Origin of the sequence: Hymenobacter lapidiphilus (genome assembly GCF_013377885.1) — a bacterium.
GTDB classification, from domain to species: Bacteria; Bacteroidota; Bacteroidia; order Cytophagales; family Hymenobacteraceae; genus Hymenobacter; species Hymenobacter lapidiphilus.
The window spans coordinates 1-15,497 of sequence record NZ_JABKAU010000027.1 but is presented as its reverse complement, the minus strand read 5'-3'; the positions used below and the strand labels follow the sequence as shown (position 1 = coordinate 15,497).

Genomic DNA, 15,497 nt, shown 5'->3' with positions numbered 1-15,497 from the left:
GCAAAAGAGAATCTAAAGCCTGCCGCAGCTCCCAGGCAGGCCCGTTACCTTTGGTCCATGTATGTCTCCCGTTACGCTCTCGTCGCTTTGCTGGCGTTTACCGCCGCTTGCTCGACTACCCAAGACCCCACCCCGATCCAGCCTCCCGCAACCCCGCTCCCCGAGCACCTGACCCTCGGCAACCCCAGCGGGGCTACCACCGATAGCAGCCAGCCAACCAACTATCTGCTCAGCAAGCCCCAGTACGCGCTGTCCTATCACCGCGACCGGGGTATTCCCACCTGGGTCAGCTGGCACCTCGACGCCAGCTGGCGCGGCGCCGCTGCCCGCCAGGACGACTTCCGGGCCGACAACACGCTGCCCGCTGACTGGTACCAGGTCCAGTCCACCAGCTACTCGGGCTCCGGTTTTGACCGCGGCCACCAGTGCCCCTCGGCTGACCGCACCAGCACCGTGGCTGACAACTCGGCTACCTTCCTGATGACCAATATGGTCCCCCAGGCCCCGCGTAACAACCAGCAGACCTGGGCTAACCTCGAAAACTATACCCGTACTTTCCTTAGTACCGGCAACGAAGTCTACATCATTTGCGGGTCCTACGGCAAGGGGGGTACCGGTTCCAATGGCTTCCAAACTACCCTCGACCAGGGCCGCGTCACCGTACCCGCTCGCCTCTGGAAAGTCGTGGTCGTGCTGCCCACCGGCGACAACGACGCCACCCGCATTACCACCAACACCCGTGTCATTGCCATTGACACGCCCAACGAGAACACCATCAGCACTGACTGGGGTCAGTACCGCGTCAGCGTCGACGCCATCGAAGCTGCTACTGGCCTCGACCTGCTGTCTGCCGTGCCCATAGCAGTGCAGCAGGTGATAGAGACCGGCGTAGATAGCGGGCCAACGCAGTAGTTTAGCCACCTTCTTCCCTTCCCCTATGCCTACCTCCCCCCTGAGCCGGCTCTTACTGGCCGGCCTGACCCTTACCCTGCTGGCCCCCACCCTTTCGGGTTGCGAACTCTCGTCCTCAGTTCCCCGCGAAGTGCTGCCGCCGGTAACGCAAACCGGCGCAAACAAAGCCGGTGCCCTGGTCAACGGCGCTACCTGGCTGCCGCTGGCGGGGGTGCTGTTCGGGTCCCCTGCCTACCGGGTACGCGTCAACCGCACGCCCCAAAGTGGCCGGGGCTTTGAGTTTTCGCTCTCGCTGAGGCGCCAGGCCCCGGAAGGCAGCGAAAAGTATTACCCCAAGCCTGATTCCAACATCAGGTTCTACCTGCCCTCGGTGCTGGCACCGGGCTCGTTTGCCTTAAACGAATCGGTTACGGCTCCCTTTCCGTCTGCGCAGGGCCGCCACGGGGTGCTGACCGACTACACCACCAGCCCCGTTTTCAATTACCCCACCGGCTCCGGCCCGGCCTCGGGCCAGCTGGTGATTACGCGCTTCGACACCGTGGGCCGGGTGGTAGCCGGCACCTTCGAGTTTACGGGCCAGCGCGGCGCGGAGCTTATCAAGGTAACACAGGGCCGCTTCGATGTAACCTATTAAACCGGCTCCGCCTGTCTTTCCCCTTTTCCCCGCTTTTACCTTTTTCCTTACTGCCTGAATAGTGTGCGTGAGCAGCGTCGGTACTGGCCCCCTCCAGACTCACCTGGTGTTCACCTGCCAGCCTGTCGGTTCAGACCCAAGAAGTCAAAAGACCACCCCAGTAAGGGTGACCTTTTGACTTCTTGGGTCTGAACCGACAGGCTGGCAGACGTTCTCATAGCGTATAGCAGAAAGTTACATCTTAAAGACGAGGGTTCTTACCATGTAACTCCGTAGCTTCGGCCTCCCGTCTCCTCCTCCTGACTACCCGCCATGGACTACGTTCTCTACCTGCGCGCCTCGACACTGCGACAAGGCCAAAGTGGCCTGGGCCTGGAAGGCCAGCGCCTAATTGCGCATCGGTTCCTGCAGCCCGGCGACCGGATTCTCTCCGAGTACATCGAGGTGGAGAGCGGGCGCAAGAATAATCGCCCCGAAATGGCGAAGGCCATTGTCGAGACCCGCCAGGCTGGGGCTACACTACTGGTGGCGGAAATGTCGCGGTTGGCCCGCAGCGTTTACTTCACCTCCAAGCTCATGGAGGAGCGCGTGCGCTTCAAGGCGTGCGACATTCCCAATGCCGACGAGTTTACCATCAATATTCTGGCGGCCGTCGCGCAGAAGGGAGCCAAGGACATCTCCGATTCTACGAAGCGGGGGCTGCTGGCCAAGAAGGCCCGCGGCTTCACCCTGGGCAACCCGAACAACTTCACGGCCGACTCCCGGGCCCTGGGCCGGGCAACAGTACAGCGCAATGCCCAAGAAGCAATACCCAACAAACAGGCCCGGCGCCTCGCCTCCCTGCTCCGACGGGATGGCTTGACGTTGCTAGCTATTGCCGACGAGTTGAATGCTCACGGTTACTGCACGCGGCGCGGGAAAAGCTTCCACAAAACCACCGTGCTACGCCTGCTCAAACCGGATGTCTCCTCGACCAACTTGACAGGGACTGATGCAATCGGCTAAGTCGTTTCCGCTGGTTGTGGCCTTGTACTCCTGAGTAATCAATTTTTTATCAAGGGTCAAAAAGATCCAGGATTAGAAGCATATGTGCGTCTCTCCCCACCCCGAATAGATAGATTGATCGCGCAACTGCTGCCAAGGAGGCGACGTCCCACTTACGGCATCTTACGCTTAAGTCGCTCCTTTTCCGGTAGAGCCTTATCAGCATCAGGTTGGTTGGCAAAGTAGGCAACCAAAGCCGAGTCCAGAATGTCGCTCATGTCTTGCCGCGACCAGAATGAAAGCTGATGTAGCCGACGAAAAGTATCGGTAGGCAGCACATTAGTAAAGCGTGTCTTTTCTACTACCTTCTCAATTGTGGCAGTCACAGTCGGTGTGTCGGGCGTTGAGCCCAACAACAGCTCATCTAATTTAGCAGCGGCCGGCCGGCTAGTGAGGTGATTGAGATTGTGCTGTTTCTTGGCCATTATTATCGGGTCAGAATTTCGTCGGTAAGGGCTTCGTAATCTTGGAGCGCGGTCGCACCAGGAGCCCACTGATACAATGACTGCTGGTTAACCTGAGCCTCAGCTACGGCCACGTTTTCACGAATACTAGTCTGAAGAACTAGCGCCCCTAGTTCCGGATGCTCTTTCATCATGTTTACGAAACTGTGGTGCAGACTACGACGATATGTCGGCGAGTACTTGGTAAAGAAGATCCCTCCTATTCGCAACGTCGGCGTCAGGTTTTTTTGGATGCGCTTAACTAAGTCCAGCAGATTTTCCAAGCCGTTATAGGCGAAGTACTCCGGCGATGTGGGAATGAATATCAAGTCGGAGGCCGTGATGGCAGCCATTGCTAGCGGCGAGTTGGGGCTGGGGCTGGTATCGAAGATCACGTAATCAATATGGCTATCCATATCCCGCAAAGCATTGCGGAAGATTAGCGCGTACATGGCGTCAGTCCCCAGGATTTTCTCGGCCGCCGCTAATGACTTGGCCGCTGGTACCAACCAGAGGTTGTTGGCCACAGAAGTCATTGCTTGCCCTAACGTATATGTACCTTCAATTACATCAGTTAAGGTTAGGCTTTGTTGGGCATCTAACGCTAGTAAGCTCTGCGTTAGATTACGCTGTGGATCAGCGTCAACTAATACAACATGTTTGCCTCGATTGGCTAAGCAATGCGCCACAGCCCAAGCGGAGCTACTCTTACCGGTTCCGCCTTTTTGGTTTGTAAATGTGAGAATCTGCATTACATGGCTTTTATGGTTGGGGCATATGGTAAATATGAGACATAATATCTGCATGTGCAACAAAGAAAATATGATACATACGGTATTCTTCATAATAATTATGCGTATTGTCTGTACGTGATGTATAGTGCATACAGTAAACATGGTATGCATAAGCTGCATATCATGTTTACTGTATGCACCAGTGAGTACGTGGTAAGACAGATTTAAAATCTGATGGTGAGAGGATTAATGCCGGAATTACCTCTAAACGAATACAGGTATGGAAGCTGAAAAGAGGCAGTGGGGAGGAGGGGAGGTAGGCGTGAGGTGGTCGGGTGAAACAGGAGAGAATTGGGTGCTACCTTCCCGAAGCTATGGAAAAAGCCTCCCCCTCCAAACGGCCGCGCTACGATGCCGCCTTCCGCGCCGAAGCCCTGCGCTTGGCCAGCGAAAGCCGCTCGACGCTGGCCGCTGCTCGCGCGCTCAATATCAACGCCAAATTGCTCTACCAGTGGCAGAAAGCTGCGCAACAACCCTTGCCCTCAGACCCGGCGGAGGCCGCCGAAGTACGTGCCCTGCGCTTGGCCAACAAGCGGCTGGCGCAGGAGCTGGAGATTTTAAAAAAAGCCATTGCCATCTTCTCACATCCCCCGACCCCATGAGTGCGCTGCAATTTATTGACCAGCAACGCGTTCATTATTCTGTCGGGCAGCTATGCCGGCTACTGAGCGTGGTGCCCAGCACCTATTACGCTTGGCGACATCGTCTAGTCAGCGGGGCCGTGCGCCCGCAAGCGCCGGCCTGGGAGACGGAAATGCTAGCCGTCTTTGACCACCACAAACGGCGCTATGGCACCCGGCGCCTGCAGGTTGAATTGCGGGACAAGGGCCACCGCGTGGGCCGACAGGCCCTGCGTACGAGCCTGCGCCGCCACGGGCGAAGGGCGCTGCAGCCCAAGGCTTTCGCCCCGCGCACCACCGATTCGACCCATGGCCGGCGGTGCGCCCCCAATTTGCTGCTCGACCAGCCGCGGCCTACCCAGGCCAATCGGGTGTGGGTGTCCGACATTACGTATCTGCCCCTAGCCAATGGCCGCTGGGCGTACCTGTGCGCCTTCCAGGATGTGGCCAGCAAGCAGGTGGTGGGCTGGCAGGTGCGGGCCGATATGCCCGAAGCCTTGGTCACCAGTGCCTTACAGCGGGCACTGCTGGCCCAACGGCCCGCTCCCGGCCTAATCGTGCACTCCGACCGCGGCGGACAATACGTGAGTAACGCCTACAAAGCCTTACTGCGCGAGGCCCAGGCTCAGCTCTCGCACAGCCGACGCGGCGAGTGCTACGACAATGCCCAAGCGGAGAGTCTGTGGTCGCGCCTCAAAACGGAGGAGCTCGAAGCCCGTGAGTGGCCTGTCTTTGCCGACCTGGCCGACGCGCAGGCCAGTGTGACGGACTATTTTGACTACTACAACCACGAGCGTCGGCACTCCAGCATTGGCTACAGCAAGCCGTATTTGTTTCACCAACAACAACTTAACAGTATCGCCTAATTCTCTCCTGCTTAACTAGACCACCTCACTCTTCCACCAGCATTTGACCCGCCGGGCTGCCGAGCACACTTGGCTCGTACGGCTCCTTTACCAGGATGAAGGTCTTGGCTTTGTCATCGAGTTCAAACCCGGTAGTACCATCGTAAAAGTAGGACTGGGCCAAGTCGGGGCGGGAAGCTAAAAAGGCGGCCCCAAGCAACTTGCTTGTCGGGTTGCGTTGCAGAACGACGCGCCCCGTATTATTCCATACCTGGCCGTTGCCAAACGTGTCAATCCGCTGTACCACGTAATCGGCCGTGCGGAAGGAGCCAATAGCGGCCTGGTACTTCCGGAGCATATCGGCCCCCGTTTGCGCGTAAGTAGCATGCGCCAGCACTTGTAGCAAGCATGCGCTGTATAATATCTTGCTCATAGAAAAGCAATGTAGTGAAGAATATGGACCGTTTGCGTGAACTAGCCGTTGCTGTGGTTTAAGTCTGGTTCGTGTGCTTTCCAGGCGTGTTGGTACAGTTGCGCGGTTAACATAGCACGTTGTTCCGCCTCGTTACTTTCGGTCAGCCGGGCCTTAAAGGCTTGTAGTTCCGACAACGGCAACGGGAGGTGGGACCGCAGGTTCGCCAACGTGAGTCCCGCAGCCAAGAGGTTCTCCGCTTGCTGTACTGCCTGCTTGCGCAGAGCATCTTGAAGGGGAAGTTCGGGGAGTTCCTTCCAGGAGATAGTGCGTATCCGTTGCGTGCTCTTGCAGACCAGAAAACCAGGTGCGCCCCCGAGCAGGAGGGGTTCGACTGCCAACTGACCAGGACGAAGGCCAAAGACGTGGTCAAAGTACCATCCTTCTTCGTGTTCAACCGGCTTGCCGACCACCCAGTGGTAAGCGGCGGGCAAAGACGAATCCTGGTTTTGCTGGGCGACAAAACCTGTCGCGATGGCAATGGCTTGCTCCTTGGTCACGCTACGAGTATCGTTATTTTCCTAAACATACCCTCGTTTTTTCAAACAGAGAGCGTTTAGCTTCGGACCCTTTTGCTAAACGAGGAGGTGGTTGCCGGCTTAGACCTTTACTTTGCCCAACGGATTCCGCGGGCCCGTCCTGCTCGCTTTTCCCCCGTTCCCGTCTACCACCCCGTTTACCGCCGCCCGGCGACCGCTCCGCTGGACCCCATGAAAAAGTCTTTACTCCTCCTCGCGGGGCCGGTGCTTGCTGGGAGCCTGGTCGCTTTTTTGGTCCTGCAGACGGAAAGTGCGCTGCCTGTACGGCGGCCCGATTCCCCCCTCCCTTATAAGTTCTCGGCCGTCATCAAGGAGGAATGCGCAAAGAACACCCCCGGCGCGAACCAAGTTGCCGCGTGGGACTACTCCTTTATTGGGGACTACCCCGCCGCGCTCCGGGCCTGGGACGAGCAGCCGGGGCCGCCCCGCCGGTTGGCCGCGGCCGATAGCCTGGCCTTCGTGGGCCTCCACGCGGTGGAGGCCGCGGGCTACATCTTGGCCCGGGCGCGCACCGAGCGGATTATCATCCTGAACGAAGCGCACCACAACCCGCGGCACCGGGTCTTCGCCTCTTCTTTGCTGCCGGGACTGGCCCGGCTGGGCTTTCGGTATTTAGCGGTGGAGGCGATTGCCGAGCAGCAGGACGCCCGGCTGAATCACCGCGGGTATCCGGTCCGCGAAACCGGGTTCTACACCAAAGAGCCCCAGTTTGGGCGCTTGCTGCGCATTGCCCACGCGCGCGGGTACCAGCTGGTGGCCTACGACTACGGCGCGGAGCCGAGCCCCGACATGCACGCGAGCATCGCCGCCCGGGAGCCGGCGCAGGCGCGCAACATTGCGCGCCTCTTGCAAACCGATCCGCAGGCCAAAATTCTGGTGCACTGCGGCTTCAGCCACGCCAACGAGGGCCCCGATGGGCTGGGGGGGCTGCCCGCGATGGCGGCCCGGCTGCGGGAGTTGACCGGCATCGACCCCTTCACGATCGACCAAACCGCCCTCACGGAAGCGGGAACGCCGGCCGGGGAAGCGGCGTGCTACCGGCTGGCGACCGCGACGCGCAGTGCGGTGTTCTTGCCCGTGCCCGGCAAAGCGCCGTATGCGCACGCCGATCCGGCGATGTCCGTCGACGTAAACGTCTATCACCCCCGCACGAAGTACCAGGCCGGTCGGCCCGCGTGGGTATTCCACGCGGGTTATGAGCCCGTGGCCATTGTCGAACCAATCACAGTGGGCTATCCTTGCTTGCTGCTGGCCTATGCTGCCGCTGAAGACCTAGCCCATGCCATCCCGCTGGACGTAGTGGAAGTGCAAGGCCCAGGAGACAAGAAGTGCTTCGCGCTGCCCAAGGGAAGCTTTACGGTCTTGGCCATGGGCCGCGATGGCCGCCGCCAAACGTGGGTGATCCAGAACTAACGGTTTTCTTCGCCGCGGCTGGACTGGTGGGATGACAACACCGGGTGCGGACCCGGTGGTCAGCTACGTAAAACATACGCTCGTTTTTCTATTCGGACCCTTTTCCTGAACCAGTGGCATAAGCAGGGCCAGTATAATATTGTGCTTTTTAACCGCCGCCTTATGCTTGCGCTTCCATGAATCTCTTAATTAAAAGCGCCGCGGGCCTGCTGTCCCTCGTGTTTGCGGTGGGCATTGCCCTGATAGTCCGAAATTTCTATCTCGGGCATCAAGAGTTGGTGGGGCCCTACGCACTGCCCACGCCGGCTGGCGCAATGTGGCTGGCCCACCAAGTTGGACTCTCACTCGTGTGTTTAGTGGCCATGGCCGGCACGTTCGCCAAACGCTGGTGGGGAGGCCATGCGCTGGCCATCGCGTTGATTGTTTCGACGCTCAACGTGCTCCACAACCTTCTGTGGGTGGACACCACCCTCTTGGTTAACCGAACCCCAGAAGCGGGGTATACTGCCGGGCTGCTGGTCTTCTATGTCGGCGTTGCCTATTGGCTCGTCCACAAAAACGCGGCCGCGTATTATGGATTTTCACTGACTGCTCAACGGCTCGGGAGCTGGACCGCCGCGAGTGTAGCGCTCTTCTTATTTGACCTCTATGCCTAAACCGAGCAGCTCTGTCCTTGACAAATGCTCGTTATTCTATTCGGACCCTTTCGCTGAACGCAATTTCTGCTTGGCCAACCAGCCAGGTGGATAAGGCCACCAGCACCCGGGTACTGGCCTATTTTTCTTCTATATATTAGCCCGCCGGAAGGACTCCCCTTCCTGCTTTTGCTGCCCCGCCTTATGCCCCTGCTCCAGTTCTATGCTCATCTGTTGTTCCGGACGGCCGCGCTGCTCGCGGCGGGGCTCGCCCTGGCCTGCCTCGCGGTCATCAGCGTGCTGGGTGGGGCCCTGCCGGGCGTGGAACTGAACGAGCAGGTGGCCCGCGCGGCCACGGCGTTGCACCGCGACGCTTGCCGGCTGCGGGCTTCGGCCCGGGCCCGCCAAGCCCCGGCGCCCACCGTTTCCGGGTCCGGCGACGCCGGGTAAGCCCCAGGGATTGCCTCCCCCAAAAAGCCGCTGCACCTGCCGGGCCGTAGCGGATTTTTGACGGGTGTTTATTTTCATAAACTCCCCAAAATGAGGCGCTAGGGCCCGTTTATTACCAGCAAAGAGCTTGTTAGCCTCCCCGTAGAGGGCCAGCGCGAAGGTAACCTTATCGCGACCAGTCGGCTGACATAATCCTCTTTCAATTGAACGAAGCGCGTTTACCTTGCCACCGTTTTTGTAAACTGTAGCTACCGACGTTACCCCATTGGTGATGTGCGGCCCTTGAAAGAGTAATTTTACGGACCGCTTCGTTTACACCTATTCCACGCGCTGGCTCACGGGGTCGCGTCTCTTACACGCCATGGCCATCCGGGACATTTCGCTGGGAACGGCGCAAGAGCCGCACCATCGGGACTTTAATTCCTCTACGTGGGCCCTGGCGCAGTTGTACGTCACCTTTTTACCGGCCTTTGATTCTGCTGGCATTGTCAAAGTGAACATCGGGGTCGTGGACACCGCCGGGGCCAGAGACGTGGCCTCGCTAGCCATAGGTCCCGTGCTGCGGTTGCTGAACGTAGTTGTGGTGGGCCTGTCCTTGGATTTGTCGTGGTACGCGACCTTGCCCGACCCGGCCCGGGCACTGCTGCAACTCGAGGTGCTACACGCCGCCTGCCTGGCCGTCGGCACGGCCCAGCAATGGGACCCCCAGCCGTTTCACGCGGCGTACGCGCAGTGCCAACGGGCCAATCTAGCCAATGCGTGGGTGATACAGGTGGGCAAGAAGCGGTTTGTGTATTCCCCGGACCGCCGCTCGAAGGCGTGCTTGGTCTGCCTGTGGACCCTGCACTCGTTCCGCGTTGATTTGGTGGTGATGGCCAAAGCGACCGGAGGCGCCCACGTAACGCCCCTGCTGGAAAACGCGGCCTATGACCCCGTGCAGTTCCACACCGTGAGCTGGGTAGACAACCAAACCGTGAAGGTGACGGCCCGCTACCCGCACCGCGAGTGGCAGGTAGAAGTGAAAGGTTAGGGTAATCCTTCTTCAACTGGACAGCGCTCGTTTACCTTGCCACCGTTTGACTAAACGGATATTGGAGTCCGGAACAAGTTAACGGGCGGCCTTGCACAACGCGCGCCCCTGCGCCAGGGTCGCAGCAAGGTGCCCCGGCTCAACCCCCATTGCCTGCAAGTCCTCGGCGGCGGCGGCCGAAGGCACCCAAAACACGCGGGGGTTGGCGCGGAGGAACCGCCGCAGCGCCGGGAAGCAGCCGTAGGCCATGCCCGGGGAGTTGGTCAAGTCCATCAGGACGGGTTGCCCGGTGGGCAATTGCTGCAAAAAGGCAGGCAAAGAGCCATCGGCTACGTACTTGTCGTACACCACGCCGTGCACCCGCACCTCAAACGGGTGCGTGGCGGTGATGGCGCAGGGCAACCCGAAATCGAAATACTCCGCCAACCGCTCGAAGTAGTCCCGTTGCGGCACGGTCCTGAATTTTCGGCGGGCCAAGCCCAAGACTGCTTCCACCAAGCGGTGCTCGGCCGGCTCGCGTGCTTTTCGGGGCGATTGAAACCCAAACGCATTGCGCGCCCCGTCCTGCTCGACCTCATTCTGGACCCAAATGCCGTCGGTCGCCCACAGTTCCCCGGTTTTCATCCGCAGCAGCGGCACGCTGTCCAGGGCGGCGAAGAATTCCCGCAGCTCGTGGAGGGTGAGGGCGACGCTATCGGCAAACACCGCGTAGCGCAGGGTGTCCTCGGGCGTGGGCCGGTGGTAGCGGGTGAAACGCAATTGCCCGGTGCCCTGCTGGGAGCGCACCGCAAACGTGGCGTGTTCCAGGAAAGAGGGCTCAAACTGCCCGACGTAGTCGAAGGACCGCGGCAAGGCCCGCGTGGCGGGGTCATTGGGAGTGGAACAGGCGGAGGAAAACAACAGCCCGCACATCGTTAGACAGAGCAGAAGGGGGTGGCGCATGGCCGGAAGATAATAACGCGAGTGCAGGACAGCCCCTGAACGCTGCCTCCATACTCAAGCAAACGCTCCTAAATTTGAACAAAGCGCGTTTACCTTCGGACCGTTTGCCTGAACGGGATATGGTAAACTCACCACCCCTTCTTTTACTAAACCGGTTACTTCAGCATCTGTCTCGTATGCGTCCCCTTCTGCTGTTCTCCGGAGTTCTGTTGCTAAGTCTTTACGCTTGTCAAGGAGATGCCTCCCATGCACGTATGAATCCTGCCCTACGCAGCTACATTGCCTCGTATATCCAGCTCAAGGAGCAGGAACACACAGCAATTTATGGCGTTGCGGTCGAGCTAGTAGACGATTCAACTGTGTACATCATGGAAGCCTTTCCTCCCCTTGAGGAAGACGATCCTAGCCTTGGGGGTGTCCAAGTCGAACTGCTCGGGAGGGAATCCGTAGCAGGGTACCCGGTTGTCTTTAATGGGAAGCCAAATCCAGATCTGTATTATAGCAGCACACACGAACTCCCGAAAAGGAAGGCTCAAAAGCTAAGGACTCCTAGACAGGGGCCTCCACCAAGGCCCGTTGATAATAACAACTATGAGCTATGGGCGCTGCATTTCCGCCGAGGAACTTTGGTGAGCTACGGCCCTCAAGATCGGATTGACAAAATAAGAAGGTAAGAGAGTAGCCTATCCAGAGAGTCTATTCCTTGTTCAGCTTTCCGACCGTTTGGCTGAACAGAACTAACAAGTTATCATCAAGAACCTTACTTGGTTTTTTCTTGTCGTTTGCGCTCGATTGTAAGCAGCATAAAGCAGCCAAAAACCAGGCCCAACCCGCCCCAGGTCAGGAATCCCGCGACGGGAGCCAAATGCAGTCCGCTCCCTTGGGTGGCCCCTGCGGGCGTGGCGCCGTCACGGCGGACATTGGCCCCGATCCCCGCGCCGGCGACGAAAAGCCCAACGACCATTAGGATGAGTAGGATTTTGGCGCGCAAAGAGGTAAGCATGTGGGGTACGTTAACGTTGACGAAAGGCCGCGCGCTTGCGCCTGTGGTGGTGCGAGGTTCACCCAGCAAGAATGCCCAAAAGAGAGCAAGCATAGAACCAGAGAGCAAGCATAGAACCGCTGTAAGGTACTGGTAATTTGCAAACATTTCATTTCTTGAATGGCGCTTGCGCCAGTGCCATTTGGCTAACCCCTCCTTTGTTAAAAATTGAGTTTGGACCTCGACCCTTTCGCTAAACTTGTAGCTTGGTGATTCCGACGGACCCTTTTGTTCGTATATACGGCATGCCCATTCCCGAACTCGCGCCGGTGGCCACGGGCCGTCGGTTGACTTTTGCCGCGCAGTCCGGCGAACGCGCCCACGTCTTCCGCCGCGTAGGCGGCGCCGCCGGCCCCTGGCACCGGGTGGCCGTCCACGCCCGCTGCCCGTTCGTGGACGAAGACGTTTTCGCCCCGGGCACCTTCGTCGAATACTATGTGCACGTGCAAGGGGGCACCGCCGACGGCTCCGACCGCGACCGCAGCCACTTGCTCAGTACCACCATCTAGTGATGTTTCGACCGTTATCTTGAACGGGACACAGTAATCTCACCGCCCCCCCTTGTGTAAAACCGGTTGCCTCAGTATCTGTCCTGTATGCGTCACTTTCCACTGTTCTCCTTGTTCTTCGGAGCTCTGTTGCTAAGTTTTTCCTCCTGTCAAGGAGACGCCCCCCAAGCACGTATAAATCCTATCCTACACAGTTACATCGCATCCTATATCCAGCTCAAGGAGCAAGAGCACACAGCAATTTATGGCGTTGCGGTCGAGCTAGTAGATGATTCAACCGTGTACATCATGGAAGCCTTTCCTGGCCTTGAGGAAGTCCAAATGCTAGGAAGGGAATCGGTGAAAGGGTATCCGGTCATCTTTAAAGGGAAGCCAAATCAAGCCTTTTATTATATCAGCTCGAGCGACATCGCGAAAAAGACTATCCCTAAGACCAGGTCACCTGAAAAGGGCCCTCCACCAAGACCCGTTGCGAATGATAACTATGAACTGTGGACGCTGCATTTTCGCCGAGGAACTTTGGTTAGCTACAGCCCTCAAGATCGGATTGACAAACTAAGAAGATAAGAGAGCTGCCTATCTATAGATTCTATTCCTTGTTCCGCTATTCGGACCCTTTTCTTGAACTAACCTGCCTAATGGCAACAAATGCGAAATGGAGGCTTCCCTGACTCGTTCCCTTCACCGAACCTTGGCCGTCGTGGTACTGGTCGTCACGTTGCTTTCTTGGTGGGGACTGGTCCTATTTAGCACCGATGACCATACGGAAACCAGCGAACCCTTTCTGTTTAACCTGCTATTTGGTATGACCGTTTATAATCTCATTCCTGCGTTCGCGCTGCTTGGCACGACTCTTTACACAGCCGTTGTGGGCCGAAGCGCGAGGGAAGCACTCACGGGCGTTGCGGTATTGGTATTTATGTTCCTGATGGCTAAGAATGGCATGAGCATGATGCAGCTTTACGACTGACATATGCCGGTACGCTCGTTTGTTTGAACAGCATGCGTTTCCTTGCCACCGTTAAATCTAATATTTTGTATCGGTCTCATTTTATGAGAGGAAGCCAGCTAAGTCTCAAGTGCAGCACTGTTCTAATGGAGCACAGATATTCAGTAAGCGACACCCAGCCATCAGCTAATGGCCGGCTTAATATTATTCACTGGCCTTTTTCCTTAATCTTGCTTTTTTCTTGCTGCTTTATGGTAGCAGGTTGCACTGTACCAATGCATTTTTATGTTAGAAACCTATCAAATACAAAAATTAAATGCATCCTTATAAGAACCAAAACCAATACTAGTGCCAAATTAAGTTATCATTATTTATCATACAGTCTATCCCTGAAAGAACCAACATTTAGCAGTGTTAAAAGTTTTAACAAACAATTAGACTATATTAACCGCCAAGATTCAGTTATTTTTTTTATTCCGCCTTTATCAACAGTTTTTATTGGCGCAAATAGTAATAGAGGTTATCCTGGATTCAAATCTATTGCGTATTTTTCATCGAAATACGTATCAGTTGATTTGAACGCGATTGATCTTGGAAATAATTTCAGTTGCAAAAAATATTTTGGCAATTGTAATACTTTTTGGATGGACTTGAAATAATATATAATATTCTCACTTAGGAACCAGCAACTAACAAAGGCTCCTTTCAGCAAACGCAGCGTTTACCTTCGGACCCTTTTCTTGAACGCTCAGGGAAAACCCAAAATGCGCTCTAACTGCTGCTGTATGCGGGCTTGGGCGAGCTGGTACTCGTCACGTGGAAAAGTGGCCGTTATCTGTTCTGCCTGCTGTTCCATAAACGGCAGAACAAACCAGAGCAACGTCACGAAACGAGCAGGCAACAACGCGCCTTCCTCCACCTGCACCCGCATTAGGGTGGTCACAAACGCACCGTAGAGAGCACGGTCAAAGACCCCTCCGCGCAAGCACCCGAGAAAACCAGTTTCGATTTCCCAAACGGCCTCCAATTCGTCCAGATATAGGTCTTCCATCGCAGCCCGAAGATAAAGGCGATGCATTGAAGGAACGCGTAGCTTGGTGCTGGTTCCTCTCGAGGACAGAGTAATGCTCCTATTTTCAAACGGCGCACGTTTACCTTCGGACCCTTTTCTTGAACTGTGATAACTAAATGCTGAGGCCTACCCCTCCGGTGCTCACCCATAATAGACCGGCTCCTGCCAGCATGAGGCAAAAAAGCAACGAGCAAAAGAAGCACGGCAGAGAGAGCAGCCGGGGGATGGACGAGGTGCGAAACAGCGCCCCGAAGGAGTACCAGAGCGACGCATACCACAGGACTACGTGCCAGGAGTTGAAGGTAAATCCTAGCATGGGGATGCGGTCCAAAAAGGCAAGCGGCATATTGAATAATACCAGCGCCAGCAAGCCGGTGGTCCCAACCAATAAGTAATACTGCATTGCCACGCCCAAGCGTCGCTGAAGGACGCGCAAGCCCCAGCGGGTCAGCAGCAGCACGGCCGCGAACAGTAGCAGTTTGTAATAAAAAGTGGGCATGCGAAGGGCAGTATAGAAGTCCCCCCAAGGTGGGTTAGCGCGGCGGGGCGGCGCCCTTCCCAGTTGCCTCGGTCCTAGACAAATATCGAAAATGCAAGGTATAGAGGACAGACTTATCCTCCTTTGGCTATTTGGACCATTTATGTGAACTGTTGTAAGTTGCCCCTCCTCACTGTCAGCTGCCTTCGCGTACGATGATGACCAAATGCGCTTGTGTAGTGATGCTCGTTCTTCTTGGACACGCCTTCCCCTCTTTTGGGCAAGCGCCAAGCCCCCAAGAGACGGAAGTCGCACAGGCCTGGCACCGGCTGCTCAAGCAACTGGAAACCGGCTCACTTGCTGCGAGCAAGGAACTCATGACCGATACCGCCTTTGCCTCGCTGATGCAGGGAGTCAAGCCAACGGCGTACGGCGAAGCGCTGCGCCGCTTCGCCGTGTTGTATCAACAGGAGCCGCTGAGAGTCCGGCTCCTGAGCCCGACCGAAGCCGCGCTGGAAGTGGGCCGACTAGACCTAGAGGCCGGTTACTACCCCTCAGGATTCCGCATCGAGTACCGAGCAGGCAAGTGGCAACTAGTGGCGTACTACCCTAGCAAATGAGGACATAACGCTCCTGCAACTGAATAGAGCGCGTTTAGCTTCGGACCGTTTTTG

General features: G+C 56.9%; 23 protein-coding genes. 15 read left to right on the top strand and 8 right to left on the bottom strand.

Annotated features, from left to right (window positions below; genetic code table 11):
* Nucleotides 1–57 precede the first annotated feature (57 nt).
* The 3 genes from HW554_RS13980 (at nt 58) to HW554_RS13970 (ending at nt 2,551) form a co-directional block, all read left to right on the top strand.
* The gene (locus tag HW554_RS13980; RefSeq protein ID WP_176909202.1) at nt 58–912 is read left to right on the top strand and encodes a DNA/RNA non-specific endonuclease; all 855 of its coding nucleotides are present in this window, start codon (nt 58–60) and stop codon (nt 910–912) included.
* Nucleotides 913–937: 25 nt separating this feature from the next.
* Nucleotides 938–1,546, top strand: coding sequence for a hypothetical protein (locus tag HW554_RS13975; RefSeq protein ID WP_176909201.1), 609 nt, complete (start codon nt 938–940; stop codon nt 1,544–1,546).
* A 312-nt stretch (nt 1,547–1,858) separates the two neighbouring features.
* On the top strand, nt 1,859–2,551 hold the full coding sequence (locus HW554_RS13970; protein ID WP_176909200.1) for a recombinase family protein: 693 nt from the start codon (nt 1,859–1,861) through the stop codon (nt 2,549–2,551).
* A 152-nt stretch (nt 2,552–2,703) separates the two neighbouring features.
* Here HW554_RS13970 and HW554_RS13965 read toward each other — a convergent pair whose 3' ends face one another.
* The gene (locus tag HW554_RS13965) at nt 2,704–3,015 is read right to left on the bottom strand and encodes a hypothetical protein (protein WP_176909199.1); all 312 of its coding nucleotides are present in this window, start codon (nt 3,013–3,015) and stop codon (nt 2,704–2,706) included.
* A gap of 2 nt (nt 3,016–3,017) precedes the next feature.
* Entirely contained in the window at nt 3,018–3,785 is a 768-nt protein-coding gene (locus tag HW554_RS13960; protein WP_176909198.1) for a ParA family protein, read from the bottom strand.
* Nucleotides 3,786–4,141: 356 nt separating this feature from the next.
* Between HW554_RS13960 and HW554_RS13955 the strand changes: the two genes are divergently transcribed.
* On the top strand, nt 4,142–4,429 hold the full coding sequence (locus HW554_RS13955) for a transposase (RefSeq protein WP_176909197.1): 288 nt from the start codon (nt 4,142–4,144) through the stop codon (nt 4,427–4,429).
* Nucleotides 4,426–5,313, top strand: a complete 888-nt coding sequence (locus HW554_RS13950; RefSeq protein ID WP_176909196.1) for an IS3 family transposase — start codon at nt 4,426–4,428, stop codon at nt 5,311–5,313. Before HW554_RS13955 ends, HW554_RS13950 begins: the two co-directional genes overlap by 4 nt.
* A gap of 25 nt (nt 5,314–5,338) precedes the next feature.
* On the opposite strand, the gene HW554_RS13945 is transcribed toward HW554_RS13950, so the two are convergent.
* A complete protein-coding gene (locus tag HW554_RS13945) occupies nt 5,339–5,725 on the bottom strand; it encodes a hypothetical protein (protein WP_176909195.1) in 387 nt (128 codons plus the stop codon).
* A gap of 41 nt (nt 5,726–5,766) precedes the next feature.
* The gene (locus HW554_RS13940) at nt 5,767–6,264 is read right to left on the bottom strand and encodes a hypothetical protein (protein WP_088466179.1); all 498 of its coding nucleotides are present in this window, start codon (nt 6,262–6,264) and stop codon (nt 5,767–5,769) included.
* A 210-nt stretch (nt 6,265–6,474) separates the two neighbouring features.
* On the opposite strand from HW554_RS13940, the gene HW554_RS13935 reads away from it, so the two are divergent.
* The 4 genes from HW554_RS13935 (at nt 6,475) to HW554_RS13920 (ending at nt 9,831) form a co-directional block, all read left to right on the top strand.
* Nucleotides 6,475–7,716: a hypothetical protein gene (locus HW554_RS13935; RefSeq protein WP_176909194.1), complete on the top strand. Its 1,242-nt coding sequence runs from the start codon at nt 6,475–6,477 to the stop codon at nt 7,714–7,716.
* A 176-nt stretch (nt 7,717–7,892) separates the two neighbouring features.
* Nucleotides 7,893–8,372 carry a hypothetical protein gene (locus HW554_RS13930; protein WP_176909193.1) on the top strand — a complete coding sequence of 160 codons (480 nt, stop codon included), beginning with the start codon at nt 7,893–7,895 and terminating at the stop codon, nt 8,370–8,372.
* Nucleotides 8,373–8,555: 183 nt separating this feature from the next.
* Nucleotides 8,556–8,801 (top strand): hypothetical protein, encoded by a 246-nt coding sequence (locus tag HW554_RS13925; protein ID WP_176909192.1) that lies wholly within the window; start codon nt 8,556–8,558, stop codon nt 8,799–8,801.
* Between the two features lie 361 nt (nt 8,802–9,162).
* A complete protein-coding gene (locus HW554_RS13920; protein ID WP_176909191.1) occupies nt 9,163–9,831 on the top strand; it encodes a hypothetical protein in 669 nt (222 codons plus the stop codon).
* 78 nt (nt 9,832–9,909) lie between these two features.
* On the opposite strand, the gene HW554_RS13915 is transcribed toward HW554_RS13920, so the two are convergent.
* Nucleotides 9,910–10,773, bottom strand: a complete 864-nt coding sequence (locus HW554_RS13915) for a hypothetical protein (protein ID WP_176909190.1) — start codon at nt 10,771–10,773, stop codon at nt 9,910–9,912.
* 254 nt (nt 10,774–11,027) lie between these two features.
* Between HW554_RS13915 and HW554_RS13910 the strand changes: the two genes are divergently transcribed.
* Nucleotides 11,028–11,447, top strand: a complete 420-nt coding sequence (locus HW554_RS13910; protein ID WP_176909189.1) for a hypothetical protein — start codon at nt 11,028–11,030, stop codon at nt 11,445–11,447.
* 86 nt (nt 11,448–11,533) lie between these two features.
* On the opposite strand, the gene HW554_RS13905 is transcribed toward HW554_RS13910, so the two are convergent.
* Nucleotides 11,534–11,869: a hypothetical protein gene (locus HW554_RS13905; RefSeq protein ID WP_176909188.1), complete on the bottom strand. Its 336-nt coding sequence runs from the start codon at nt 11,867–11,869 to the stop codon at nt 11,534–11,536.
* Nucleotides 11,870–12,024: 155 nt separating this feature from the next.
* Between HW554_RS13905 and HW554_RS13900 the strand changes: the two genes are divergently transcribed.
* The 4 genes from HW554_RS13900 (at nt 12,025) to HW554_RS13885 (ending at nt 13,932) form a co-directional block, all read left to right on the top strand.
* Nucleotides 12,025–12,324: a hypothetical protein gene (locus tag HW554_RS13900; protein WP_176909187.1), complete on the top strand. Its 300-nt coding sequence runs from the start codon at nt 12,025–12,027 to the stop codon at nt 12,322–12,324.
* A gap of 87 nt (nt 12,325–12,411) precedes the next feature.
* The gene (locus tag HW554_RS13895; protein ID WP_176909186.1) at nt 12,412–12,891 is read left to right on the top strand and encodes a hypothetical protein; all 480 of its coding nucleotides are present in this window, start codon (nt 12,412–12,414) and stop codon (nt 12,889–12,891) included.
* A gap of 88 nt (nt 12,892–12,979) precedes the next feature.
* Nucleotides 12,980–13,294 (top strand): hypothetical protein, encoded by a 315-nt coding sequence (locus HW554_RS13890; RefSeq protein ID WP_176909185.1) that lies wholly within the window; start codon nt 12,980–12,982, stop codon nt 13,292–13,294.
* 32 nt (nt 13,295–13,326) lie between these two features.
* Entirely contained in the window at nt 13,327–13,932 is a 606-nt protein-coding gene (locus tag HW554_RS13885) for a hypothetical protein (RefSeq protein WP_176901552.1), read from the top strand.
* A gap of 89 nt (nt 13,933–14,021) precedes the next feature.
* Here the strand turns inward: HW554_RS13885 and HW554_RS13880 are convergent, their stop codons facing one another.
* Nucleotides 14,022–14,324 carry a hypothetical protein gene (locus HW554_RS13880; protein ID WP_176909184.1) on the bottom strand — a complete coding sequence of 101 codons (303 nt, stop codon included), beginning with the start codon at nt 14,322–14,324 and terminating at the stop codon, nt 14,022–14,024.
* 133 nt (nt 14,325–14,457) lie between these two features.
* A complete protein-coding gene (locus HW554_RS13875) occupies nt 14,458–14,844 on the bottom strand; it encodes a hypothetical protein (RefSeq protein ID WP_176909183.1) in 387 nt (128 codons plus the stop codon).
* A 194-nt stretch (nt 14,845–15,038) separates the two neighbouring features.
* Here HW554_RS13875 and HW554_RS13870 point away from each other — a divergent pair, with 194 nt between their 5' ends.
* Nucleotides 15,039–15,443 carry a hypothetical protein gene (locus HW554_RS13870; protein WP_176909182.1) on the top strand — a complete coding sequence of 135 codons (405 nt, stop codon included), beginning with the start codon at nt 15,039–15,041 and terminating at the stop codon, nt 15,441–15,443.
* Nucleotides 15,444–15,497 lie beyond the last annotated feature (54 nt).